Source organism: Dokdonella sp. GW821-FHT11D02 (assembly GCF_058808595.1).
This window is the reverse complement of sequence record NZ_CM179520.1, coordinates 184,747-209,215: the sequence shown is the minus strand read 5'-3', so window position 1 is coordinate 209,215 and position 24,469 is coordinate 184,747. Positions and strand designations below refer to the sequence as shown.

Genomic DNA, 24,469 nt, shown 5'->3' with positions numbered 1-24,469 from the left:
CGTTCGCGGGAGAGGTCGCGCTGGAAGCGCAGGTAAGGCAACACGGCGCGTCGCGCTCCGATTGCAATCGCCCCTCCGTTCGAAGTCCAGGGCCGAATTCCCGTGAGCTTCTCTTCGATCTTCATCCAACGCCCGATCGCGACCTCGCTCCTGATGGCCGCGCTGCTCCTGCTCGGCGCGATCGGCTATCGCGCCCTGCCGGTAGCGGCGTTGCCGGACGTCGATGCGCCGAGCCTGGTGGTGACCACGCAGTACCCCGGCGCCAGCGCCTCGACCATGGCGGCCTTGGTGACCACGCCGCTGGAACGCCAGCTCGGCCAGATCTCCGGCATCGCGACGATGAGCTCGGACAGCTCGGCCGGACTGTCGACGATCGTGATCGAGTTCGACCAGGGCCGTAACATCGACGCCGCCGGCCAGGACGTGCAGTCGGCGATCAACGCCGCGCGCGGCACCCTGCCCAACAACCTGCCCTACCCGCCGGTCTACAACAAGGTCAATCCGGCCGACGCGCCGATCCTGACCTTGATGCTGACCTCCGACTCGCGCCCGCTGCGCGAGGTCAACGACTACGCCGACAGCATCCTCGCGCAGCGCCTGTCGCAGATCGCCGGCGTCGGCCTGGTTTCGATCGCCGGCAATGTGCGTCCGGCGGTGCGCGTGCAGGTCAATCCGGCCCAGCTCGCGGGTCTTGGTCTGACGCTGGAAGACGTGCGCAGCGCGCTGACCCAGGCCAACGTCAACGCGCCCAAGGGCAGCCTCAACGGCACCGTGCAGAGCTTCTCGATCGGCACCAACGACCAGCTCGCCGACGCCGCCGACTACCGCTCGACCATCATCAGCTACAAGAACGGCGCGCCGGTGAAGCTGTCGGACATCGCGCAGGTCGTCGACGGCGTCGAGAACGACCAGCTCGCCGCCTGGGCCAACTCCAAACCCGCCGTGCTGCTCGACATCCGCCGCCAGCCGGCCGCCAACATCGTGCAGACGGTCGAGGAAATCCGCCGCCAGCTGCCGGGCCTGCAGGCGCTGCTGCCGGCCGACGTGCATTTGCAGGTGTTCTCCGACCGCACGGTCACCATCCGCGCCTCGGTCGAGGACGTCGAGTTCACCTTGATGCTGACGATCTGCCTGGTCGTCGCGGTGATCTTCGTGTTCCTGCGCAGGCTGTGGGCAACGGTGATTCCGTCGGTGGCGGTGCCGTTGTCCTTGCTCGGCACCTTCGGCGTGATGGCCTTCGCCGGTTTCTCGCTCGACAACCTGTCCTTGATGGCGCTGACGGTCGCCACCGGTTTCGTCGTCGACGATGCGATCGTGATGATCGAGAACATCGTGCGCTACATCGAGCAAGGCAAGCAGCCGCGCGAAGCGGCCGAGATCGGCGCGCGCGAAATCGGCTTCACCGTGTTGTCGTTGACGGTCTCGCTGATCGCGGTGTTCCTGCCGCTGCTCTTGATGCCGGGCGTGACCGGACGGCTGTTCCACGAGTTCGCCTGGGTGCTGACGATCGCGGTCGCGATCTCGATGCTGATCTCGCTGACGCTGACGCCGATGATGTGCGCCTACCTGCTCAAGGCCGATGCGCTGCCGGCAGGCGACCACATGGAGGGCCAACAGTCGACCAAGCGCGATCTGTGGACGCGCATCCTCGACGGCTACGGCCGCACGCTCGACTGGGTGCTCGCGCGCCAGCCGTTGATGCTCGTGGTCGCCTCGGCCACGGTCGTGGTCACCATCGCGCTGTACATCATGATTCCGAAGGGCCTCTTGCCCGAGCAAGACACCGGCCTGGTCACCGGCGTCGTGCAGGCGGACCAGAACATCGCGTTCCCGGCGATGCAGGAACGCACCAAGGCGGTAGCCGACGCAATACGCAATGTGCCCGGCGTCGCCGGCGTGGCCGCTTTCATCGGCGCGGGTTCGGTCAATCCGACCTTGAACCAGGGCCAGCTCAGCATCGTCTTGAAGCCGCGTGGCGAACGCGGCGGACTCGACGTCGTGCTGCCGGCGCTGCAATCCGCCGCCGCGCCGATTCCGGGTGTGGCGCTGTATCTGAAACCCGTGCAGGACGTCGCGCTCGATACGCGCGTGGCGCCGACCGAGTATCAGTACTCGCTGTCGGAAGTGAATTCGAAAGAGCTGGCCGGCTTCGCCACGCAGATGACCGAAGCGCTGCGCAAGCGACCCGAACTCGCCGACGTCGACAACAACCTCGTCAATCAGGGCAACGCGCTGAATCTGACCATCGACCGCGAGAAGGCGAGCCGCCTCGGCGTGCCGATGCAGACGATCGACGACACGCTGTACGACGCGTTCGGCCAGCGCCAGATTTCGACCATCTTCACGCAGTTGAACCAATACCGCGTGGTGCTCGAAGTGGCGCCCGAATTCCGCACCAGCACGGCGCTGTTGCATCAGCTGACCGTGCGCGGCAACGGCAACGGTGCCTTGACCGGCAGCAATGCGACCACGCTCGGCCAGGCCACCTCGAGCAACTCGGCCACGCCGTCGGGCATCGGCAGCACCGGCAACATCGGCATCGCGCTCGGCGCCGGCGGCACCATTCCGCTCTCGGCACTGGCCAGCGCAGAGCAAGGCAACGCGCCGCTGGTGGTCAGCCACCAGGACCAGCTGCCGGCGGTGACGATCTCCTTCAATCTCGCGCCCGGCCATTCCTTGTCCGATGCGGTCACCGCGTTCAAGGAGGTGGAATCGCAGCTGAAGTTTCCGCCGCAGGTGCGCGGCCAATTCATCGGCAAGGCGGCCGAGTTCTCCGCCTCGCTCACCGACGAAGTCTTGCTGCTGCTCGCCGCGGTGGTGGTGATCTACATCGTGCTCGGCGTGCTGTATGAGAGTTACATCCACCCGATCACGATCATCTCGACCCTGCCGCCGGCCGGCGTCGGTGCGCTGCTCGCGCTGATGCTGTGCGGCATGAGCCTGTCGGTCGACGGCATCGTCGGCATCGTGCTCTTGATCGGCATCGTCAAGAAGAACGCGATCATGATGATCGACTTCGCGATCGAGGCGCAGCGCGCCGGACTCAATGCGCGCGATGCGATCCGGCGCGCCTGCATCCTGCGTTTCCGCCCGATCATGATGACCACCGCCGCGGCCCTGCTCGGCGCACTGCCGCTCGCGCTCGGCAACGGCATCGGCTCCGAACTGCGCAAACCGCTCGGCGTTTCGATCGTCGGCGGCCTGCTCTTGTCGCAGCTGATCACGCTGTACACGACGCCGGTGATTTATCTCTACTTCGAGCGGCTGTCGGATTGGCTGCTGCACCGGCGCGAGCGGCGCGCGGCGTTGCAGGAGCGCACGGCGTGAACGCACACACGAGCACGACGCCATGAACATCTCCGGCCCCTTCGTGCGCCGCCCGATCGGCACCTCGCTGCTGGCGATCGGCCTGTTCGTGCTCGGCATGATCTGCTACGCCCTGCTCGGCGTGGCGGCGCTGCCCAACCTCGAATTCCCGGCGATCTTCGTCACCGCGAGCCAGCCCGGCGGCAGTGCGGACGTGATGTCTTCGACCGTGGCCGCGCCGCTCGAGCGCCATCTCGGCCAGATTCCCGGTCTCGACTCGATCAATTCCTCCAGCAGCGAGAACAGCGCATCGGTCTTCATCGCCTTCGACGGCAAGCGCACGGTCGACGACTACGCGCGCGACGTGCAGGCGGCGATCAACGCGGCCGCGCCGGACCTGCCGTCCGGCCTGACCAATGCGCCCACCTATCGCAAGATGAACCCGAACAACCAGCCGATCCTGGCGCTGGCGCTGACCTCCGACACCGTGCCGCTGTCCAAGCTGTACGACTACGCCGACTCGCTGCTCGCGCAGCGCATCCGCCAGCTGCCCGGCGTCAGCGACGTCGAAGTCGCCGGCGGCGCCACGCCGGCCGTGCGCGTCGATCTCAATCTGCGTGCGCTGAATTCGATGGGCCTGTCGCCCGACCAGCTGCGCAATGCGCTGGTCGCCGCCAACGTGACCTCGCCGCAGGGCTTTTTGTCCGACGGCAAGACGACCACCGCGGTGGTCGCCAACGACGCCCTGCACAGCGCGGCCGATTTCGCCGAGGTCGTGATCTCGGCGAAGAACGGCGTGCCGGTGCGGCTGAAGGACCTCGCGCGCGTCTACGACGGCCAGCAAGACCAGTATCAGGCGGCCTGGTTCGGCACCCGCCGAGCGATCTTGATGTTCGTGCGCAAGCAGGCCGACGCCAACGTGATCTCCACCGTCGACAGCGTCAAGGCCGACATCCCGCTGATGCAGACCTGGCTGCCCGCCGGTGTCACGCTGACGCCGTTCTTCGACCGCACGCCGATCATCCGCGCCTCGGTCGACGAGGTGCAGGTGACCTTGCTGATCAGCCTCGGCATGGTGATCCTGACGATGGCGCTGTTCCTGCGCCGGCTGGCGCCGACCCTGATCGCGGCGACCGCGGTGCCGCTGTCGGTCGCCGGTGCGTTCATCGTGATGTATCTGCTCGGCTACACGCTCGACAACATGTCGCTGATGGCGCTGGTGATCGCGATCGGCTTCGTCGTCGACGACGCGATCGTGGTGATCGAGAACGTGATCCGCCACGTCGACGCCGGCATGCCGCGGCTGGAAGCGACCCTGCTCGGCGCGAAGGAAATCGGCTTCACCATCGTCTCGATCACCGCCTCGCTGGTCGCGGTATTCGTGCCGGTGGTGTTCGCCGGCGGCATCACCGGCATGTTCTTCAAGGAATTCACGGTCACCCTGATCGCGGCGATCGTGTTCTCCGCGATCGTCTCGCTGACGTTGACGCCGGCCTTGTGCGGCCGCTTCCTCAAGCCGCACGCGGCGACCAAGCCGTCGCGGTTCGGCCAGCGTCTCGACGCGTTCCACGCCGGCATGCTCGATCTGTACCGGCGCGCGCTCGACCATTCGCTGCGCTGGCCGCGCCTGACCGCGCTGCAGCCGTTGCTCTTGATCGTGATCACGGTGTTCCTGATGCGCTTCGTGCAGGGCGGCCTGTTTCCGCAGCAGGACACCGCCATGCTGACCGGACGCACCACCGCCGGCTCCGACGTGTCGCCCTCGCGCATGATGGAGCAGCAACAGAAGATCGCCGCTTTAGTGATGAAGGACCCGGCGGTGGAAAGCGTCGGCTCGCGCCTCGGCGGCGGCTGGGGCGGCGGGGGCGGCGGTTCGGGCCAGCTCTACATCAGCTTGAAACCGCTGGCCGAGCGCAACGGCGAATCGACCTTCGAGGTGATGACGCGGCTGAACAAGAAGGCCGGCGAATTGGCCGGCGTGCGACTGCGCCTGCGCCCGGTGCAGGATCTGCCGAGCGGCGGCGGCAACAGCGGCAACTCCGGCGGCCAGTACCAGGTGCAGCTGAAGGGCAACGACATCGGCACGTTGCAGGAATGGACGCCGAAACTGGTCGAGGCCTTGAAGAAGATTCCGCAGCTGCGCGACGTCGGCAGCGACGTCGACGAAGCCGGCCCGCGCCAGCTCTTGCAGATCGACCGAGACACTGCGGCACGTATCGGCGTCAGCGTCGGCACGATCGACAGCGCGCTGTACGACGCGTTCGGCCAGCGCCAGGTGTCGACCATCTACTCCGACATCAACCAGTTCAAAGTCGTGGTCAGCGCGCTGCCCAACCAGGCCACCGATCCGGCCTCGCTCGAACGCATCTACGTGCGCTCGAACTCGGGCGCGATGGTGCCGATCACCGCGGTGACCAAGATGGTCGACACCGTCGCGCCGACCGAAATCGAGCACGAAGGCCAGTTCTCGACCATGAACCTCAGCTTCAACCTCGCACCCGACGCGACCATGAGCCAGGCGCAGAAGCTGATCGAAGACTCAATCGCCGGCCTGCGCCTGCCCGGCGACATCCGCCTCGACTTCGCCGGCGACTTCCGCAATTTCCAGAAACAGCAAGGCGACAACTCGATCCTGATCTTCGGCGCGATCATCGCCGTCTACATCGTGCTCGGAATCCTGTACGAAAGCCTGATCCATCCGGTCACGATCCTCTCGACCCTGCCCTCGGCCGGCGTCGGCGCCCTGCTCGCGATGGTGGTGACCGGCACGGAGCTGTCGGTGATCTCGATGATCGCGATCGTGCTCTTGATCGGCATCGTCAAGAAGAACGCGATCATGATGGTCGACTTCGCCTTGGTCGCCGAACGCGAACGCGGCCTATCGCCGTTCGATGCGATTCGCGAAGCCTCGCTGGTGCGCTTCCGCCCGATCATGATGACCTCGATGGTCGCGATCTGCGCCGCGCTGCCGCTGGCGATCGGCTTCGGCGTCGGCTCCGAGCTGCGCCGTCCGCTCGGCATCGCGATGATCGGCGGTCTGATCGTGTCGCAGACGCTGACCCTGCTGTCGACGCCGGCGATCTACCTGATCTTCGCGCGCATCAGCGAACGCCGGCGCAAGCGCAAGGAAGAACGTCGGGCGCGTTTGGCGGCGGCTTGAGGTCGTAACCGCGACGGCGTGAAATCCGAAGCTCGCACGGAATTCTCGATACTCCGATCCCGGCGCCGCGCGCGGGGGGCCAAAAGCTAGCGTTGCGCCAGCGCCAGCCGCAGCGGGTCGAGCAGCGCACCGTAGCGTTCACCGAGCGGCACGCGACGCTGCAAGGGTTTGCGCACTTGCGCCGCGCTCGCGGTATGCACTTCGCGCTGCACTTCGTGGTACTGCAAACACGCCGGCTCGAAGGCGAGGTCGCAAGCGGCGAGCAAGGCGCGTGTCTGCACTTCGGGCTGCGCCAGCAGCGCCTCGTGTTCGTGCCGATGGATTCGGCCCGGGTGGCGCGCGTTCCACACTTGCATCGCCCGCGTGCAGTCGCGCCAGAACGCGACCAGCTCGTCCAGTTGATAGGTGAAGAACTGCGCTTCGCCGAAATGCTGCTTGTAGCAACTCCACAACGTCTCGAGCGGATCGCGCACGCAATGCACGATGCGAGCACCGGGCAGCATGCGGCGGATCGCGCCGATCGTCTGCCAGTTGGTCAGCGTCTTGTCGCTGAAGCTCGGCTTTCCGTGGCGCCAGACCGCACAGCGCGCCAGATAGTCTTCGCCGAGGCGGCGCCAATCCGCGGCGGTCGCTTCATGCACCCAGGTCGGAAAGCGGCGGTCGCGGCGCTTGGATTCCTCCTGCAGCACGCGCGCGATGTCCTCGCGCTCGCCGCCGCTGGCTACTTGCGAATGCGCGGCCAGGATCTGCTCGGCCAAGGTCGAGCCGGAGCGCGGCATGCCGACCAGGAAGATCGCACCGGCGCCGCGCGTCGGGTCGTCGTCTTCGTGCGGTACGGCGAAAGCCTGCAGGATGTCGTCGATCAGCGCGCTGACCGCCGGTGCGTTCCAGCGCACGCGCCGGCGCTTCGCCGCGTTCGCTTGGCGCAGAATTTCGAACGCCTCGGCGTAGCGCCCGGCGGCCTCCAGCATCGCGCCGTAGACGAAATCGAGATCGATGCGCTGCGTTTCGTGCAGGCGTCCGTCGCCGCGCAAGCGCGCGACCGCGGCGAGATCGCCGCCGTCGGCGGCGAAGACACCGAGATTCCCGAGCGCGACCCAGGCCGCCGATGCGTCGGGCGCACCACGCAGCACGGCGCGCAGTTCGCTTTCCGCATCGCTCAGCCGGCCGAGTTGCTTGAGCGCCTCGGCACGCAGGATGCGCGAAGGCTGGTGTTGCGGATCGATGCGCAAAGCCGCATCGAACGCCGTCAGCGCCGCGGCCGCGTCGCCGCGCAGATCGAGCGCACGGCCGAGGTTGTAGGCCGCGCCGAGCAAGCTCGGATCGAGTTCGAACGCGCGCCGAAACGCGGCGATCGCACCGTCCGCCCGCCCGGCCTCGGCCAGCGCGGCGCCGAGATGGTTGGCGATCACTGCATTGTGCGGAAACTGCCGATGCAGATGAGCGAACAGCTTGCCCGCCGCCACCACGTTGCCGCGCGCCTGTTCGAGGGTGCCGCTCAGGCGCAGCAATTCCGGATGTCCCGGCTGCAACCCGAGCGCGTGGTTGAGCGGCTGCACCGCCTCGTTCCAATCGCCGCGCTCGATCGCGCGCTGTGCGCGCAGCGCCAGCGCGGCGACGTTCGGCGCCAGGGGCGCGAGGGGAGCGGTGGATGAAGTCATGACCGCGAAGTATGCCTGCGCCGCCCCTGATCGTGGGCGGCGGTCGCGTCAGATCGGGGCCAACGCCCGACTCATGTGCTCGTAGCGATGCCCGGCCAAGCGGCGCTCACCGTCGACCGCAAATCCGAGCGATCCGTAGAGACGTTTCACGCCGGGCTTGTCGAGATCGACCAGCAGGCCGACTCGCGTATGAGCGGCTTGCTGCGCGCGCAGACACGCGGCCTCGATCAGCCGTGCTGCGTGTCCCGCTCCGCGATGACGCGCGGCCACCGCCAGCGCATCGAGGTAGAACTCGTCGGCCGAACTCTCCGGCTCGTGCCGATACACACCATTCGGATCGCGCGCACGGCAGGCGGCGAGCACCGGCGCCGCCAGTGCGGCCTCGTCGCGTCCCGGATAGGCGAGGATCGCCGCGGCGATCTCGCCGTCGCATTCGAGTACCAGCACCTGTTCGTGGCTGTAGCGATTGCCGCGCGCTTCGAACAGCTGGGTGAAGAACGGCACCGCGGCGGCCGGCGTGTCGACGCCGGCCAAATGCAGGGCGAGGTGGTCGATCGCTTCGACCAGGAGCGGCACCACGGCCGCCGCGTCCGCGACACGCGCGAGCCGTGCCGGCGCTGGCTCGCGCATCAGAATCCGAGCGCGGCGCGGTCGAGCGCGCCGCTGCCGCGCGGCGTGGTCTCGAAGCGGCGCGACGGCGGCAACGCGGCGCCGGTGGTCAAATGTGTCCACAACGCATCGAGCGCAGCGTAGCCGTAAGGCAACAGCGGCACGTGACGGTCGCCGAAGCCCGGCAGGGCGAGGAAGGCGTCGAAATGCTGCGCATGCGGCACGCGCCAGTACACCGGCGCGCGACCGGCCGCCTGCAGCGCCTGCACGTACGGCGCGCTGGAGAACATGATCGGCAACAGGCCGTCGCGTTCGCCCTGCGCGACCAGGATCGGCAGTCCGGCACGCGGTATGCGCGTGGCGGTCGCGGCGACCGCGACGCGCAAGCGCTGGGCGTCGGCGTTTTCGTTTTTCCACAGCGCGCGCAGGCAGTCGAGTCCGGCCCAGCTCGGGTCGGCCGACGCGTCGGTGCCGCCGAGCAAGGCGATGCCGGCGCCGGGCGGAATGCCGCTGGCGTCGGACCACCAGGCCGCGCGCGTCGCGGCGTCGGCGGGCGCCGGTGCGCCGTTGGCGAGAGTGGCGAAGCGGAAGCCGCACGGCATCGCGTCGGCCGGTGCGCGCAAGTAGGCCGAGGTGTAGGTCGCGCCGATCGCGCGCCACAGATCGAAGGCGGTGGTGCTGGCGGCGGTGGCGATGGTCGCATCGTCCCAGCCGTTGGCGTGCAGGCGCGCGAGCGCGTCGGCCGCCTGCGTGGCGACGTCGCCGCCCTCGACCAGGCCGGCTTCGCGCAAGCGCGCGCAGCGCGCCTGCCACGCCGGCAGCGCGGTCGGCACGCGCGCGTACGGCGCCGTTTCGAAGCGCGCATCGAGCAGCGCGCAGGGCAGATACAAGGCCGCCTCGGTGACGTAATCGAACGCGGCACGGCCGTAACCCTCGACGTGCACGTTCGGCTCCAGCGCGACCACCCCCGCGAGCAGCTGCGCCTCGTCGAGGCCGGCCGCTTGCAGCGCGGCACCGCCGCCGTTGGACAGGCCGACCGCGATCACGCGCGTGTTCGCCGGCGTGAACGGCGCCGCCTGCGGGAACGCGCGATCGAGCATGGCGAGACCGAAGCGCGCCGCGGCGAGCACGTGGCGGCCCCAGTCGGCTTCGGGGTTGTCGCCCGAATGCGCGTGCTTGATCGCCACGCCGTGCGCCGGCTGCGTTGCCGGTTCGAATTCGAGCGGCGCCGCGCCGCGCGCGGCGCGCGTGCCGTCGAGCGCCACGCCGGTGTGCGAATCGAAATCGTAGTAGCCGGTGCCGGCGCCTTTGTCGGTGTAGACCACCGCGCAGCCGCGCGGCAGACCCCAAGCACCGGCCAGCGCGATCGCGCCGTACACGCCGCGCGAGCCGGAGGCCGGCGCAACCAACAGGCAGCGCGCATTCGCATCGAATGCGTCGGGAATCTGCGCCAGCACGCGGAACGGCGCCTGCGCCTGCGGCAGCCGCGCGAACGCCTGGTACTCGCGTCCGGGCACGGCCGGCACGCCGCCGTAGAGCGTGCCGTAGCCGCCGAGCGGGCCCAGGTCGGCGATGCCGGTCCAGTTCGCGTGGATCGCGCGCCGGCGCAGTTCCTGCGGCGTCGGCGCGGACGTGTCGGCGAAGGCCGGCGCTTTGGCGCGCAGGCCGGTCAAGCCCAGTCCTGCGCTGAGCAGGTCGTCGCCGTCGCGGTGGGCAGTTTCGCGAATGTCGCTGACGAGGATGGAATCGTGCATCGAGGAATCTTGCATCGGAGAGCCGTTCGGAGCGGGCCGCGGCAGGCAGGCCGCGAGCGGGACGAGCAACGATAGCAGGACGAGTCGGCGCATCGGCGCAGAGTAGCGCGCGCGGCGCGGTGCGCGGCATCGTACTTAGGTCCAGCGGCCGTGATGCGATCGGCTGCTACAGTGCGGGCGATGCGTCTCCTGCTCGCCGACGACCATCCGCTGTTCCGCCTGGCGCTGGCGCAGGCGGTGCGCACGGTCGCCGCCGACGCGATCATCGCCGAGGCCGGCAGCTTCGAGGAGGCGCGTGCCGCGCTCGCGGCGCAGCCCGACACCGACCTCGTCCTGCTCGACCTGCACATGCCCGGCAGCCACGGTTTGATGGGGCTGGCGACCTTGCGCGGCGAACATCCGGCGATCGCGGTGGCGATGATTTCGGCGCACGACGATCCGCGCACGATCCGGCGCGCGCTCGCCTACGGTGCGGCCGGCTTCATTTCCAAGCGCGCCGGCCTCGACGAACTGTGCGAAGCCCTGCGCGCGGTGCTCGCGGCGCAGGCGTGGCTGCCGCCGTCGTTGCGCGGCGCGGTCGCCGCCGCCGCGACCGACGCCGACGATCGCGCGCTCGCGGCGCGCCTGGCATCGTTGAGTCCGCAGCAGATGCGCGTGCTCGCGCTGGTCGCCGAGGGACTGTTGAACAAGCAGATCGCCGATCGGCTCGACGTGCAGGAGCGCACGGTCAAGGCGCATCTGACCGCGATCTTCGAGCGTCTCGGCGTGCGCAATCGCACCCAGGCCGGCGTGCTGCTGCGCTCGCTCGCGCTGGCCGATCCGGCCGCCGTAGCGGAGTCGTAGCGAGAATCTGCGACGAGCCGCTGGCGCGACGGTTGACAGTCGCACCGCGCGACCAAAGATGAGGCCAGGCCTGCCGACGTCCGCGGCCGCTTCCATTCCAGGAGACCTCATGCAAATCACCGGCGCCTGCCACTGCGGCAATCTTTCCTACGAGCTGCAATGGGGCGGCGACGCCGAGGCGATTCCGGCGCGCGCCTGCACCTGCTCGTTCTGCCGCAAGCACGGCGCGGTCTGGACCGCGCACCCCGCCTCGACCTTGACGGTGACGGTGAGCGACGCCGCGGCGCATTCGCAATACCGTTTCGAGACCGCCACCGCCGACTTCCACGTCTGCGCCCGCTGCGGCGCGGTGCCCTTGGTCACCAGCGAGATCGAGGGCCGCCTCTACGCCGTCGTCAACGTGAATACGTTCGAGAACGTCGACCCCGCGCGCCTGCGCCACGCCGAAGTCAGCTTCGACGGCGAGGAAACCGATACGCGCCTGGCGCGCCGTCAGCGCGGCTGGATCGGCGAGGTGCGCTTCGCCTGAGCACACCTCAGCCGGCCGCTTCCGCCGCCGCGAGCAGGCGCGCCAGCAGCGATTTCAACGCCAACGGTTTCAGCGGCTTGTGCAGCAGATGGCCGCCGGCGGCGGCGACCGCGCGGCGCACGGCGTCGTCGTGGTCGGCGGTGACGACGATGCAGGGCAGCGCGTGCAGTTCGGCGTCGAGACGGCGGCGCAGATCGAGTCCGGTGACGCCGCCGTCGAGGTGGTAGTCGAGCACGAGCAAGTCCGGGCGCGCGCGCCGGCACAGCGCCAACGCAGCGTCGGCATTCGCGGCGGCCAGCACCTCGCAATTCCAGTCCGACAACAACGCAGCGGTGGCGGCGAGCACGGCGGCGTCGTTGTCGACCACCAGCACGCATCGGCGCGGCGGTGTGACGGCGTCGCTCACCTCGATCGCGACGGAATCGGCCGGCAGCGCGCGCGGCACGTCGATCGCGAACACGCTGCCGCGGCCCGGCCAAGAGCGCAGAGTCAACGGCGCCGCGAGCAGGCGCGCGATGCGCTCGGCGATCGCCAGTCCGAGCCCGAGGCCGGCGCCGCCGCGGTCGAGCCGGCGGAATTCTTCGAAGATCGCCGCGCGATCGGCCTCGGCGATGCCGGGGCCGCTGTCCCAGACTTCGATCCGCAGCACCGCACCGCGACGGCGCACGCCGAGCAGAAGGCGTCCCTGGCGCGTGTACTTCACCGCGTTGGAAAGAAAATTCTGCAGCACGCGGCGCAACAGCTGCGGATCGCTGCGCAGCCACGCACGCGTCGGCACGCAGCGCAGTTGCAATCCTTTCGCCGCGGCGAGCAAGCGGAACTCCGTCGCCAGACCCTGCAACAACGCGTCGGCGGCAAACGCGCGTTCCTCGCGCGGCATGCCGCCGGCATCGAGACGCGAGATGTCGAGCAGACCGCCGAGCAAGGCCTCGGCCGAACTCAGCGCGCTGTCGATGTGCGCGATCGTTTCGCGCTCGGGCCGCTCGCCGACGCGCTGCGCCAGTGCGTGCGTGAACAGATGCGCGGCGTGCAGCGGTTGCGCCAGGTCGTGGCTGACCGCGGCGAGGAAGCGCGTCTTGTCGCGATTGGCGCGCTCGGCCGCTGCGCTGGCGCGCGCGAGTTCGCCGGTGCGTGCGGTCACGCGCTGCTCGAGCGTCTCGTTCGCGCGCGTCAACTCTTGCTCGGCGCGGCGGAACGCGGTGACGTCGGTGAAGGTCGCGACGAAGCCGCCGCCCGGCATCGGATTGCCGCGAATCTCGACCACGGTGCCGTCCGGGAAGGTGCGCTCGGCCAGGTGCGGCGAGCCCGAGCGCATCTGCGCGAGGCGCCGTTCGACGCGCGCTTCGATCGCACCCGCGCCGGCGAGGCCGCGCGCGAAGTTGTGCCGCATCAGCGCGGCCACCGGGCGGCCGATCGCGAGCAGGTCGCCCGGATAGGCGAACAGTTCCGCGTAGCGGCGATTCCAGGCGACAACATTCAACGCGGCATCGACCACGCAGATGCCCTGGCTCATGTTTTCCAACGCGGCTTCGAGCACGCGCTGGTTGAAGCGCAGGTCCTGGCTCGCTTCGCCGACGATCGCGGCGACGGTGTCGAGCTGACCGCGCCGCTCGCGCCGCGCGACTTCGATCAACAAGCGCGACGACGACGCGCCGATCACACCGGCCAGTTCGTGTTCGACCGCGGCGATCGCGGCGGCATCGGCGCGGCCGTGCCCGGGCGTCGCGCCGAGCAAGGCGGCGATGCGTTCGCGCGGCAGGAAACGCGTAGCCAACGCATGCAATTCGCTGAGCGGCAGGTCGCCGTGCGAGGACGGCGCACCGTCGCGCGCCCAGCGCGTGCGAGCCGCGAGCAGGAGCAGCGCGACATTGACGGCGAGACTGGCGACGACCGCGCGCGCGAGCTCGCTCCATTCGCCGAGGCCGAACAGATTGGCCGGCGTCAGCGCGTCGATGCCGAACGGACCGCTGCGCAAGATCGGCAACGAAGCAGGCAGCAGCGTCGGCGCCAACACGTACAGCCAGACCAGACTGCCGGCGACGAGGCCGAGCGCGACCGCGCGTGCGCCGATCGAGGGCCGGTACATCGCCACCAGCACCGCCGGCATCAGGCCGGCCAGCGCCGAGAACGACAGCGCGCCGATGTCGGCCAAGGCATCGCTGCCGGCGAGCGCGCGCGAATAAGCCCAGGCCAACAGCAGCACCGCCAGGATCGCGACGCGGCGCTGGCGCAACACGGCCGGACGCAAATCGCCCGCCTCGCCGCGCCCCCAGCCGGTGCGTACGCGCAACGGCGCGATCCAGTGATTGCCGATCATCAAGCTCAGCGCGAGCGTGGCGACGATGACCATGCTGGTCGCCGCACTCAAGCCACCGAGAAAACCGAGCACCGCCAATCCGCGCTGACCCTGCGACAGCGGCAGCGCGAGCACGTACAGATCCGACGACACGCCGAGCGCACCGAGCCGCGCCGCACCGGCTTGCGCCAGCGGCAGGATCGGCAGCGCGATCAATCCGAGATAAAGCGGGAACAACCAGCGCGCGGTGCGCACGTGCTCGGTGTCGCGGCACTCGACCACGCCGGCATGAAACTGATGCGGCAAAGTGAACGCGGCGAGCGCGCCGAGCAGGATCAGCGGCGCCAGTCCGCTGCTGTCGCGCGGCTGCGCCGCGGTGGCGGCGGCGACGTCGGGCAATTGCAGCACCAGCACGCCGATCGCCAGCATCGCGACCAGTTTGAACAGCGACTCGAACGCGAGCGCCAGCACCAGGCCGCGGTTGTGCGCCGCGGCCGGCGCACGGCGCGTGCCGAACAACATCGCGAACAAGGCCATCGCGAGCGCGACGTACAGCGCGCTGTCCTGCCACGCCGGCGTGGCGAGATCGCGACCCGAGCCGAACAGCGCATAGCTCATCGCGACCGCCTTCAGCTGCAACGCGATGTAGGGCACGATGCCGAGCGCGGTCACCGCGGTGATCAGGGCGGCCAATCCGGCATGGCGGCCGAGTCGCGCCGCGACCAGATCGGCGAGCGAGCTCGCATTGTGTTCGCGCGCGAGCCGCACCAACCGCACCAACACGCCGGCGGCGAGCAGATAGAGCAGGATCAGACCGACGAAGGTCGGCGGCAGCCACCAACCCGAGCGCTCGGCTTGAGTGACGGTGCCGTAGAACGTCCACGAGGTGCAGTGCACGCCGAGCGACAGCGCATAGACCACGCCCCAGCGCCGCGCCAGCACGCGCGGATGGCGCTCGCCGTACAGCGCGATGCCGAACAGCAGCACCAGCCAGCCGAGGCCGGCGAGCGCGACAAGCGGTTCGGAGAAGGCCATCGGTCAGATAAGCGGCACGAGCGCCCGCCGCGCTAGACCCAGACGTCGTTCGGCGCGGTATAGGCGCCGCCGGCCTCGCCCGTGTTGACCACCCCGCGCGGCTCCACCAGCATCACGCTGCATTCGCGCGGCGCCACCGGGCGATGTTCGACGCCCTTCGGCACGACGTACATTTCGCCGGCCGCCAGCGGCACGGTCTTGTCGCGGAATTCGAGCGTCATCTCGCCGTCGAGGACGATGAATACCTCGTCGGTATCGGCGTGCGAGTGCCAGACGAATTCGCCTTCGAGCTTGGCCAATTTGAACTGGTAGTCGTTCATCTCGGCGACGACGCGCGGCGACCAGTGCTCGGAGAATTGGGCCAATTTGCTGCGCAGGTTGATCGCGGTGTCGCTCATGCGTTGGGTACCTGTTCGAGCCGCAATGCGAGGGCGCTTGCTCTTCGTACGTGCGCGAAGGCGCGGCTGGCTTGCGGTGGCAGAATGAAGGGAGACGACAAGAGTATCCGCAGTCGCGCGAGGGAGCGCACGGCGGCTCGCAGCACCGTTTCGCCATCCGAACGTACGGAAGGCGGCCGAGCATCGAGAGGCGTGTCATGGCGATCGAATCGTGCATCCCGGTGGTCCCGAGCGCGGACTTGGAAAAGAGCCTGCGCTTCTGGGTCGACGGCTTGGGCCTCGTCATGGATCGCGCGATGCGGCAAGACGGCCGTCTGGTCGGCTGCATGGTCGGCAACGCGCAGGTTCGCTTCTGGCTCAATCAGCGCGCGGGTTCGCCGCAAAAGCCGGACGACTACGAAGGCATCCGCTTGTATTGGGCGCCCGATGATCTGCACGCGCTGCGGCAACGATTGAAGAATTTGGGTTTCGCCGTGTCGGACGTCAGCGAACGCGACTACGGCCAGAGCGAGTTCTTCGTGACGGACGACGACGGCCATTCGCACTGCTTCGGCGTCGCGACGGCGGAGAAATGAGTGCGCGCGAGTCATGCGACGAGTGCAGCACCCCTGTCCCACCTGTCGCCAACGAAGTAGTCAATCGACGGCGGTGCGGATTGCGATCTCAGCGCAAGCCCGCCCCGAGTGCCTGCGCCATCGCCGCAACCGCGCGCATCTGCACGCCATCGCGCGTGTCGTAAGCCTCGCCGCCGTAGCCCCACCAGTCCCAACATCCCTTCGGATTCAGCGGCGCCATCGAGGCACGCGTCTGCGGATACAGCACGACGACGTCGTAGGCATCGGCCCAGCGGTTGTAGCCGGTTTCCTTGACGAAGGTTTCGCCGATCGTGTCGGCGTTCTGTTGGCAGCCGTGAAAGGCGATGTGCAGCGCGCAGGTGTTGCCGTCGGCGCAGCGCTTGGGCACGTAGACATAGCCTTTCGTACCGAGGAAGGCATCGGCGCCGTCAGGGCGGAATGTGTCCTGGTCGAACGCGCGCAGCTCGCCGCTCGGCTCTTTCGCGGCATGCGGCGGCTTGCCGTACAGCTCGGCGAAGACTGCGCCGGCGGCGTCGTAGCCGCATTTGCCGACGTAGGGTGTGGTGGCGGTTTCGCAGGAGGCGCCGGCGGATTCGGTCGGAAAGGTGTGCGTGAAGCCGCGCGCGAGGTCTTCGTGCACGTTCGATTGCGGCGCCAGTTCGCGATACAGCGCAGCGGTGTCGCGGCTGAGCGATTCGCCGACGGTTTTGTCGGCCTTGCCGTGCAGGATGAACACCTTGTCGCCGACGAGGCCGGCGAGCGGCGCGATCTTGCCTGCCTTGGCGACTTCGGTCGCATGCTGCGCCAGCGCCTTCGGGTCCGGACCTTTGCCGTCGGCCGGCGTCATGCAACGCGCGAGCGCGGTTTCGAGTTTGCCGTCGGCACAGTGGTAGGGGCCGCCGGCGATCAGCGCAGCGCCAATGATGTGGTCGGAGTACGCCACGTGCACTTGATGCGCCATGTAGGCGCCGGAGGAGAGACCGGAGACCGTGGTTTTGGCGGGATCGAGCTTGAGCTTGGGCAGTGTCGAGTCCGCCGCGTGGACGGAGAGGGTGGCGAGCGCGAGTGACAGCGCGAGGATCGAGGTCGTTGGGGTTCGCACGAAATTCTCTCCGAAGGGGTTGCTGGTTCGTGTTGTAGCGATACGTTTGTAGCTCACGCCGATCGGCGCGCTTCGATTTCCTCACCCCAATTACACTGTCCCTGCTTCGCAAGCCGCCAGCGCATCCCTGCGCCGGCCCTCAACCGCCGGACGGCGGCTTCGACCTCTCCCGCAAGCGGGAGAGTGAGAACAGCGCGCTACGCTCCCGATTCCCCAATCCCCAATCCCGGCCCTCAAAAACTGTACCGCGCCGACACGTAGTAGTTGCGCGGCCAACCGTAATACACGGTCTGTATGTTGCCGACGCTGGAGAACTCCTGGCCGTCGGTTTTGTAGGTCTTGTCGGTCAGGTTGCGCACGCCGGCGCGCAGCTGCCAGTGGCCGTCGGCGGAGTCGTACACGCCGAACAAGCCGACCAGGGTGTAGGCGTCCTGCATCAGGCCGGCGCGGTTGTCGACGCTGAGCCAGGTGTCGTCGCGATAGGAAACGTCGCCGCCGAGCGTGACCGCGCCGCCGTCGCCGAGGTTGAAGGTCTGCGTCAGCGCGACGCGCGCGCTCCACTTCGGCGAGAACGGCACATGGTCGTGCAGGCTGGCCAGCGCGGGATTCAACTGCACGCGCGGGTCGGCGAACTGGTCGTAGCGCGCGTCGAGATAGCTGAGCTGCGCCGACAGCCGCGTGCCCTGCCCGAACAACGCGGCGCCTTCGAATTCGAGACCGTCCATCTTCAGCTTGGCCGCGTTGAGCACGGGGAAGGCGAAGGTCGGCGTGGGCGAGCCGGGATTGAGTACTTCCGACACCCGCGCCTGGAAATCCTTGTAGTCGCTGTGGAACGCGGCGATGTTGCCTTGCAGGCGGCCGTCGGCCGAGCGCATCTTGAGACCGATCTCGTAGGTCCAGACGAATTCCGGATCGAACACCGCGTTGGCCGCTTCGGCGGCGCTGTTGGCGCGGCCGTTGAAGCCGCCGGATTTGAAGCCGCGGTTGGCCGAGACGTAGGCCATGACTTGGTCGTTGAACTGCTTCTGCAGCGAGATCGACGGCGTCCACGCGTTCCAGTCGTCCTTGCCGGAGAACGGCAAGGTGCCGTTGACCAGGGCCGGCGGAACTTGCGGCGTCCAGAACACGCTGGTGCTGCGGTCGTAGTCCTTGCTCTCGTGCGTCCAGCGCAGGCCGGCGGCGAGCGTCCAGCTGGAAGCGAATTCCCAGTTGAGATGGGCGAAGCCGGCGTAGCTGGTGCTGCGCAGGTCGTCGTCGATGGTGCGCAGGAAACCGATCGGCGCGCCGCCGAGCGCGAACAGGTCGTCGGCGTAGGCTTCTTGGTGCGAGGGCACGGTCTCGCGCATCCAGTACACGCCGTACACCGCTTGCAGGTTGCTGCCGTTGTCGTATTGCAGCTGCAGTTCCTGGCTGGATTGCTTCTGGTGGAAGCCGACGAAGACGTCGCCGAGTTCGTATTGCGAGGCGTCGATGTCGATGTAGGAGGCGCTGTTCAAGCGTCGATACGCACTGATGCTCTTGAGCGTCCACGCCTCCGACAACTTCCAGTCGAGATGCAGCGAAGCGCCCTTGTGAGTCAGGCTCTGGCCTTTGTCCGGCGCGAACGAAGTGCGCGACTCGAAGTCGTACTCGCGTCGCGACGGCGACAGCAGCACGACGGCGCCGCGCACGAAATCGGTCTGGATCAAGGGCGCGGTCGGCTCGCCGAGCGTGAGCGCGGTGGTCTGGCGCGTGTAGTCGAGCGCCAAGGTCGCGGTGAAGTTCTCGCCCGGCTTGAATTGCAGCTTGGCGCGCAAGGCCTTGGTGTCGTCGTCGTTGTAGTCCTGGCGTGTGACCGGATCGCGCACGTAGCCGTCGTTGCCGACCACCGCGCCTGCGATGCTGGCCGACCAGCGCTCGTCGAACGCGCCCGAGAGATAAAAGCGCCCTTCGGCGCGACCGTAGTCGCCGAGCGTGAGTTCGGCCGAGCCGGTGCTCGTTTCGCTCGGCGCGCGCGTCTGGATCTTGATCGCGCCGCCGGTCGAGTTCTTGCCGTACAACGTGCCTTGCGGTCCGCGCAGCACTTCGACGTGGTCGACGTCGAACAGGCTGATCAAGGCGCCCTGGATGCGCGAGTAGTAGACGTCGTCGACGTACATGCCGACACCCGGATCGAAGGTCTGCAACGCGTCCGGCTGGCCGATGCCGCGGATGAACACGTTCACCGCCGAAGAAGAGCCGCGACCCTGCACGATATTCATGCCCGGCACCGCGCCTTGCAGTCCGTCGATGTTGTTCGCTTGCAGGTCCTTGAGATCTTCTTCGCTGAACGCGCTGATCGCGACCGGCACCTTCTCGATGTTCTCCGAACGACGGCGTGCGGTGACCGCGATCGATTCGAGCTGGGTCGTCGGTACCGCTGCGGAGGCCCCGGCCGGCTCGGCTTGCGCGGCAGCTTCGGCTTGCGCCGCCGCCTCGTCCGGCGCGGCGGCTTGGGCCGCGAACACGCGGCTCGCATTCGCGCCGAGCGCGCAGGCGACGGCAAGACAGAGCAGACGACGTTGCATGATTCCCCCTCCAGCGGCGCGCCGGCCTCGTGGCCAGTGTGTGCGCGCAGGCTAGAGGAGGCTCGCCGGCGTCACACTTGTACCTTCGTACAGTAGGTAGCACCGCCGGCATCACCCTACCCTGCACGCGCATCCGGACGGCCGCGGCCGCGCCGGACCGCTTCCGCACGCACGGGGATCGTTGGTCGATGTCGCTACTGATCGTGCTCGCCGCGCTGGCGTTCCTGATGCTGGTCGCCTACCGCGGCTACAGCGTGATCCTGTTCGCGCCGGTGGCTGCGCTCGGCGCGGTGCTGCTGACCGATCCGAGCCTGGTCGCGCCGATGTTCACCGGCCTGTTCATGGACAAGATGGTCGGCTTCCTGAAGTTGTACTTCCCGGTGTTCCTGCTCGGCGCGGTGTTCGGCAAGCTGATCGAGCTGGCCGGCTTCTCGCGCTCGATCGTGGCGGCGACGATCGGCCTGGTCGGACGCAGCCGCGCGATGCTGGCGATCGTGCTGGTGTGCGCGCTTCTGACCTACGGCGGCGTCTCGCTGTTCGTGGTGGTGTTCGCGGTGTATCCGTTCGCGGCCGAGCTGTTCCGCCAGAGCGACATTCCCAAGCGCCTGATCCCCGGCACGATCGCGCTCGGCGCGTTCACCTTCACCATGGACGCGTTGCCGGGCACGCCGCAGATCCAGAACATCATTCCGACCACGTTCTTCCAGACCAGCGCCTGGGCAGCACCGTGGCTGGGCACGTTCGGCGCCGTGTTCGTGTGCGCGCTCGGGCTGGTCTATCTCGAATCGCGCCGCCGCCGCGCGGCCGCGGCCGGCGAAGGCTACGGCAGCGATCTGCTCAACGAACCGGCACCGTTCCGCGGCGAACGGCTGGCGCATCCGCTGGTCGCGCTGCTGCCGCTGGTCGTGGTCGGCGTGCTGAATTTTCTGCTCACGCAGTGGATTCCGCGCTGGTACGGCGCCAGCCACAGCTTCGTACCGGCCGCGGTCGGCGAGGCCAAGCCGGTGGTGCAGGAAGTCGCTCGCCTCGCGGCGATCTGGGCAGTGGAAGGCGCCCTGCTCGCCGGCATCGCTTGCGTGCTCGCGTTCGGCTGGCGCGCGGTGCGCGCGAGTTTCGCCGAAGGATCGAAGAGCGCGGTCGGCGGCGCCCTGCTCGCTTCGATGAACACCGCTTCCGAGTACGGTTTCGGTGCGGTCATCGCCGCGCTGCCGGGCTTTCTGGTCGTCGCGCAGGCCTTGCGCGCGATTCCCGATCCGCTGGTCAACGAGGCGATCTCGGTGACTGCACTGGCCGGCATCACCGGCTCCGCCTCGGGCGGCATGAGTATCGCGCTCGGCGCGATGGCCGAGACGTTCGTGCAGAACGCGCACGCTGCCGGCATTCCGCTCGAGGTGCTGCATCGCGTCGCCGCGATGGCTTCCGGCGGCATGGACACGCTGCCGCACAACGGTGCGGTGATCACGCTGTTGGCCGTAACCGGCCTGAGCCACCGCCAGTCCTACCGCGACATCTTCGCCATCACACTGATCAAGACCCTGGCCGTCTTCGCCGTGATCGCGCTGTACTACGCGACCGGCCTGGTCTGAGCGCGACGCGTTACTTAGCGGCCGGCGCGGCAGCCTCGCGCGCAACCTCGACGATCGCCTTCGCTACGGCTTCGGGCTGATCTTCCTGGATGTTGTGGCCGGACTTCGCCACCGCCTGCACGCGCCCCTGCGTCGACAACGCGGCGATGCGCCGATGCGCTTTCGCGTACGCCGCAGAGGCCGCATCGCGGTCTTCCGGTGCGATCCATTCGCGGCTTTCGGCGCTGAGTACGAGCAGCGGCCGCTGCGCATAGGCCGAGGCCGGTATCGCCTTCACCGCAGCGATGTTGGCGGCGTCGGCCTCGCGTTCCGCGAGCGTCGTGTCCCAGTACGCCGTGCTGCGGAAGCGCTGGCGGATCGAGTCGCTGAGCTTGTCGCTCAGACCCGGAAACGGCGGCGGTACGCAGGCCTGCGCGGCCGGCGTCGGCTTGGTCAAGTCGCCCTTGCGCGCAGCCTCAGCGCATTTCTTGCCGTAGTCGGTATTGGCGGCGCTCGCCGCCGCTTCGTGCGCGGCATAGGCCGGCGCATCCTCGGCCAGCGTTTCGGAGACCGGATCGATCAGCACCAGGCCAGCGACCTCGTTCGGATGCGCAGCGGTATACAGACGCACGACGTAGCTCGCCATCGAATGCCCGACCAGCACGAACGGCGGCGCCAGCCGTGCTGCCTGCAGCATCGCGTGCAAGTCGTCCGCGGCGGCCTGCGCCGTGCGCGGCTGCGGACCGGCGTCGCTGAAACCGAGTCCGGCGCGATCGTAGGAGCAGACGCGCAGGGTCTTGGCGACGAGCGGTTGCAGCTTGCGCCACGACATCGATGTCATGCCGAGACCGCTGTCGAGGATTACGGTCGGCGCGCCGCTGCCGCTGCAACGCAAGTTCAATTTGCGGCCACCGATGTCGATGCGCTGGCCGGGTTCGGCATAGATGTCGAGCGCTTTGTCGGGCGCAGGTGCGGCCGGCTTCGCGGCGGGCGGCGGCGCGGCGAAGGCCGCGGAGACGGACAAGGCGAGTACAGCGGCGCCGAGCATGCGCATCGGAGATCTCCCACGCAGAAGCCGGCATCGTGGCGAAACCCAATACGGCGCGTCCAGTCCCTGCGTTGCTGCGAACGCGACTGCGTTCAGCTCGCGGCCAGTTCCGAAGACAGCGGCGGCGGGCGCAGCAGGTTCGACAGGACCAAGGGCTCGTCCGGATGCGCACGTTCCAGCAGCGTCTGCAGTTCGATGCGATCGAGCGGCCGGCTGAACCAGTAGCCCTGGCCTTCGGTGCAGCGGTGCTGCAAGAGCCACTCGAACTGGCTTTCGATCTCCACGCCTTCGGCGGCGACGCGCAAGCCGAGGTCGCCGGCGAGACCGATCACCGCACGCACGATCGCCATCGAGTCGGCGTCCATGCCGATGTCGCGCACGAAGGACATGTCGATCTTGATGCGATCGAACGGAAATGCGCGCAATAACTGCAACGAGGAGTAGCCGGTGCCGAAATCGTCCAGCGACAAGCGCACGCCGTAGTCGTGCAGTTCGTGCAGCGCAGCGCGCGTGGCGGCGTCGCGCGCGAGCAGCGCGCTTTCGGTGACTTCGAGATCCAGCCGCTCGGGCGGCAGGCCCGCTTCGCGCAGCGCCGAGATGACCTCGCGCACGAGGCTGGCCTTGCGCATCTGCAGCGGCGACAGGTTCACGCCGATCTTGACCGCGCGCGGCCAGCGCGAGGCCGCGAGGCAGGCCTCGCGCAGCACCCAATTGCCGAGCGTGCCGATCAGACCCATCTCCTCGACGATCGGCACGAACACGCTCGGCGACACTTCGCCGTGGCTCGGATGGCGCCAGCGCAGCAAGGCCTCGAGACCGACCAGCTCGTTGCTCGCCAGCGCGACGATCGGCTGGTACACCAGACGAAACTCGCCGCGACCCATCGCGCCGCGCAGGTCCTGTTTCAGGCTCAGGCGCAGCTGCACCGCGGCTTCCATTTCGGGCGCGAAGAAACGGTGCACGCGGCCGCCGTCGGTCTTCGCCGCGTGCAGGGCCAGGTCGGCGCGCTTGAACAGTTCGGTCAACGGCATCGCGCCCGAACGCGTCTGCGCGATGCCGATGCTGGCGCCGACGCTGACGCGCGACTCTTCGATGTCGAACGGCTCTTCCAGCGCCGCCACCAGCGCGCGCGCCAGCGTGCTGCCGTCGCGCGTGCCGTCCTCGCAGGTCTGCACCACCGCGAACTCGTCGCCGTTGAGCCGCGCGGCGAAGGCGTCGGCGCCGACCCGCGCGAGCAGCCGGCGCGCGACTTGTTCGAGCAGCAAGTCGCCGATGCGATGACCGTGCAGGTCGTTGACGCTTTTGAAGTCGTCGAGATCGATGTAGTGGATGTTGAGAACGGCACCCGGCGGCAGCGCACCTAGGGCCTGCTGCGCCAGACGCTGGAATTCGCTGCGGTTGGGCAGGCCGGTCAGCGTGTCGTAGTAGGCGAGCTGGTCGATGCGCGCTTGGGTCTGGTCGTGTGCGATCGCGATCGCGCACAGGTGCACGCAGCGTTCGACGATTTGCCGCTCCAGCTCGCTCGGTCCGCGCGGCTCGCGGTAGTAGAACGCGAACGTACCAACTACGCGGCCTTCGTGCGTCTTGATCGGACTCGACCAGCACGCGCGCAAGCCGAGCGGCAGCGCGAGATGCTTGTACGGCGCCCAGAGCGGGTCGGTCTCGATGTCGATCACCTCGACCGCCTCGCCGCGATAGGCGGCGGTGCCGCACGACCCCGCCGCTGGACCGCTGACCAAGCCGTCCAGCGCCAAGGAGTAGGAGTCGGGCAGGCTCGGTCCGGACAGAGGATGCAGGTTGCCCTGCGCATCGACCGTCAGGATCGAACAGAGCACGTCTTCGGCGAGGCGTTCGATGCTCGAACAGATGTGGTCGGCGATCACGGCCATCGGTTCGCCGCGCGCGACTTCTTCCAGGATCTGCCCCTGCAGGTGCAGCAGCGAGGCGGTGGCGCCGGCGTCGATCATCGCGCGCGCACTCCCGCGTCGGCATCGAGGCGACGGCGACGCGCCGATTCATTCCCTCGCGTACACATGCTCGAT

15 protein-coding genes are annotated in these 24,469 nt (G+C 68.4%); 6 read left to right on the top strand and 9 right to left on the bottom strand.

Annotated features, from left to right (window positions below):
• Window positions 1-102: 102 nt before the first annotated feature.
• A complete protein-coding gene (locus AC3QL3_RS00915; protein ID WP_492896363.1) occupies window positions 103-3,327 on the top strand; it encodes an efflux RND transporter permease subunit in 3,225 nt (1,074 codons plus the stop codon).
• Between the two features lie 22 nt (window positions 3,328-3,349).
• Window positions 3,350-6,466 (top strand): efflux RND transporter permease subunit, encoded by a 3,117-nt coding sequence (locus AC3QL3_RS00910; RefSeq protein ID WP_492896362.1) that lies wholly within the window; start codon window positions 3,350-3,352, stop codon window positions 6,464-6,466.
• Between the two features lie 86 nt (window positions 6,467-6,552).
• On the opposite strand, the gene AC3QL3_RS00905 is transcribed toward AC3QL3_RS00910, so the two are convergent.
• The 3 genes from AC3QL3_RS00905 to AC3QL3_RS00895 are packed head-to-tail and all read right to left on the bottom strand — an operon-like array spanning window position 6,553 to window position 10,490.
• Window positions 6,553-8,127 carry a tetratricopeptide repeat-containing sulfotransferase family protein gene (locus AC3QL3_RS00905; protein WP_492896361.1) on the bottom strand — a complete coding sequence of 525 codons (1,575 nt, stop codon included), beginning with the start codon at window positions 8,125-8,127 and terminating at the stop codon, window positions 6,553-6,555.
• Between the two features lie 48 nt (window positions 8,128-8,175).
• A complete protein-coding gene (locus AC3QL3_RS00900) occupies window positions 8,176-8,757 on the bottom strand; it encodes a GNAT family N-acetyltransferase (protein WP_492896360.1) in 582 nt (193 codons plus the stop codon).
• Entirely contained in the window at window positions 8,757-10,490 is a 1,734-nt protein-coding gene (locus AC3QL3_RS00895) for a 3-hydroxybutyrate oligomer hydrolase family protein (protein ID WP_492896358.1), read from the bottom strand. The genes AC3QL3_RS00900 and AC3QL3_RS00895 overlap by 1 nt, the downstream gene beginning before the upstream one ends.
• 180 nt (window positions 10,491-10,670) lie before the next feature.
• Here AC3QL3_RS00895 and AC3QL3_RS00890 point away from each other — a divergent pair, with 180 nt between their 5' ends.
• On the top strand, window positions 10,671-11,333 hold the full coding sequence (locus tag AC3QL3_RS00890; RefSeq protein WP_492896357.1) for a response regulator: 663 nt from the start codon (window positions 10,671-10,673) through the stop codon (window positions 11,331-11,333).
• A gap of 109 nt (window positions 11,334-11,442) precedes the next feature.
• Entirely contained in the window at window positions 11,443-11,862 is a 420-nt protein-coding gene (locus AC3QL3_RS00885) for a GFA family protein (protein ID WP_492896356.1), read from the top strand.
• Window positions 11,863-11,869: 7 nt separating this feature from the next.
• On the opposite strand, the gene AC3QL3_RS00880 is transcribed toward AC3QL3_RS00885, so the two are convergent.
• The gene (locus AC3QL3_RS00880) at window positions 11,870-15,193 is read right to left on the bottom strand and encodes a hybrid sensor histidine kinase/response regulator (RefSeq protein ID WP_492896355.1); all 3,324 of its coding nucleotides are present in this window, start codon (window positions 15,191-15,193) and stop codon (window positions 11,870-11,872) included.
• Window positions 15,194-15,225: 32 nt separating this feature from the next.
• Window positions 15,226-15,591, bottom strand: coding sequence for a cupin domain-containing protein (locus tag AC3QL3_RS00875; protein ID WP_492896354.1), 366 nt, complete (start codon window positions 15,589-15,591; stop codon window positions 15,226-15,228).
• Between the two features lie 197 nt (window positions 15,592-15,788).
• Between AC3QL3_RS00875 and AC3QL3_RS00870 the strand changes: the two genes are divergently transcribed.
• Complete coding sequence (locus AC3QL3_RS00870; RefSeq protein WP_492896353.1) at window positions 15,789-16,166, top strand: VOC family protein; 378 nt, start codon at window positions 15,789-15,791, stop codon at window positions 16,164-16,166.
• An 88-nt stretch (window positions 16,167-16,254) separates the two neighbouring features.
• On the opposite strand, the gene AC3QL3_RS00865 is transcribed toward AC3QL3_RS00870, so the two are convergent.
• Both AC3QL3_RS00865 and AC3QL3_RS00860 read right to left on the bottom strand, forming a co-directional pair.
• A complete protein-coding gene (locus tag AC3QL3_RS00865) occupies window positions 16,255-17,268 on the bottom strand; it encodes an extracellular catalytic domain type 2 short-chain-length polyhydroxyalkanoate depolymerase (RefSeq protein ID WP_492896352.1) in 1,014 nt (337 codons plus the stop codon).
• A gap of 233 nt (window positions 17,269-17,501) precedes the next feature.
• Entirely contained in the window at window positions 17,502-19,814 is a 2,313-nt protein-coding gene (locus AC3QL3_RS00860) for a TonB-dependent receptor (RefSeq protein WP_492896350.1), read from the bottom strand.
• 188 nt (window positions 19,815-20,002) lie between these two features.
• On the opposite strand from AC3QL3_RS00860, the gene AC3QL3_RS00855 reads away from it, so the two are divergent.
• The gene (locus AC3QL3_RS00855; RefSeq protein WP_492896348.1) at window positions 20,003-21,400 is read left to right on the top strand and encodes a GntP family permease; all 1,398 of its coding nucleotides are present in this window, start codon (window positions 20,003-20,005) and stop codon (window positions 21,398-21,400) included.
• A 10-nt stretch (window positions 21,401-21,410) separates the two neighbouring features.
• Here AC3QL3_RS00855 and AC3QL3_RS00850 read toward each other — a convergent pair whose 3' ends face one another.
• Together AC3QL3_RS00850 and AC3QL3_RS00845 are read right to left on the bottom strand one after the other, a co-directional pair.
• On the bottom strand, window positions 21,411-22,433 hold the full coding sequence (locus AC3QL3_RS00850) for an alpha/beta fold hydrolase (RefSeq protein ID WP_492896346.1): 1,023 nt from the start codon (window positions 22,431-22,433) through the stop codon (window positions 21,411-21,413).
• Window positions 22,434-22,519: 86 nt separating this feature from the next.
• Window positions 22,520-24,394, bottom strand: a complete 1,875-nt coding sequence (locus AC3QL3_RS00845; RefSeq protein ID WP_492896344.1) for a putative bifunctional diguanylate cyclase/phosphodiesterase — start codon at window positions 24,392-24,394, stop codon at window positions 22,520-22,522.
• Between the last annotated feature and the right edge of the window lie 75 nt (window positions 24,395-24,469).

Bases quoted from the DNA above. Each gene is read 5' to 3' on its own strand.
- AC3QL3_RS00910 (WP_492896362.1), top strand. From the start codon at position 3,350: ATGAACATCTCCGGCCCCTTCGTGCGCCGCCCGATCGGCACCTCGCTG.
- AC3QL3_RS00905 (WP_492896361.1), bottom strand. From the start codon at position 8,127: ATGACTTCATCCACCGCTCCCCTCGCGCCCCTGGCGCCGAACGTCGCC.
- AC3QL3_RS00900 (WP_492896360.1), bottom strand. From the start codon at position 8,757: ATGCGCGAGCCAGCGCCGGCACGGCTCGCGCGTGTCGCGGACGCGGCG.
- AC3QL3_RS00895 (WP_492896358.1), bottom strand. From the start codon at position 10,490: ATGCACGATTCCATCCTCGTCAGCGACATTCGCGAAACTGCCCACCGC.
- AC3QL3_RS00890 (WP_492896357.1), top strand. From the start codon at position 10,671: ATGCGTCTCCTGCTCGCCGACGACCATCCGCTGTTCCGCCTGGCGCTG.
- AC3QL3_RS00885 (WP_492896356.1), top strand. From the start codon at position 11,443: ATGCAAATCACCGGCGCCTGCCACTGCGGCAATCTTTCCTACGAGCTG.
- AC3QL3_RS00880 (WP_492896355.1), bottom strand. From the start codon at position 15,193: ATGGCCTTCTCCGAACCGCTTGTCGCGCTCGCCGGCCTCGGCTGGCTG.
- AC3QL3_RS00875 (WP_492896354.1), bottom strand. From the start codon at position 15,591: ATGAGCGACACCGCGATCAACCTGCGCAGCAAATTGGCCCAATTCTCC.
- AC3QL3_RS00870 (WP_492896353.1), top strand. From the start codon at position 15,789: ATGGCGATCGAATCGTGCATCCCGGTGGTCCCGAGCGCGGACTTGGAA.
- AC3QL3_RS00860 (WP_492896350.1), bottom strand. From the start codon at position 19,814: ATGCAACGTCGTCTGCTCTGTCTTGCCGTCGCCTGCGCGCTCGGCGCG.
- AC3QL3_RS00855 (WP_492896348.1), top strand. From the start codon at position 20,003: ATGTCGCTACTGATCGTGCTCGCCGCGCTGGCGTTCCTGATGCTGGTC.
- AC3QL3_RS00850 (WP_492896346.1), bottom strand. From the start codon at position 22,433: ATGCGCATGCTCGGCGCCGCTGTACTCGCCTTGTCCGTCTCCGCGGCC.
- AC3QL3_RS00845 (WP_492896344.1), bottom strand. From the start codon at position 24,394: ATGATCGACGCCGGCGCCACCGCCTCGCTGCTGCACCTGCAGGGGCAG.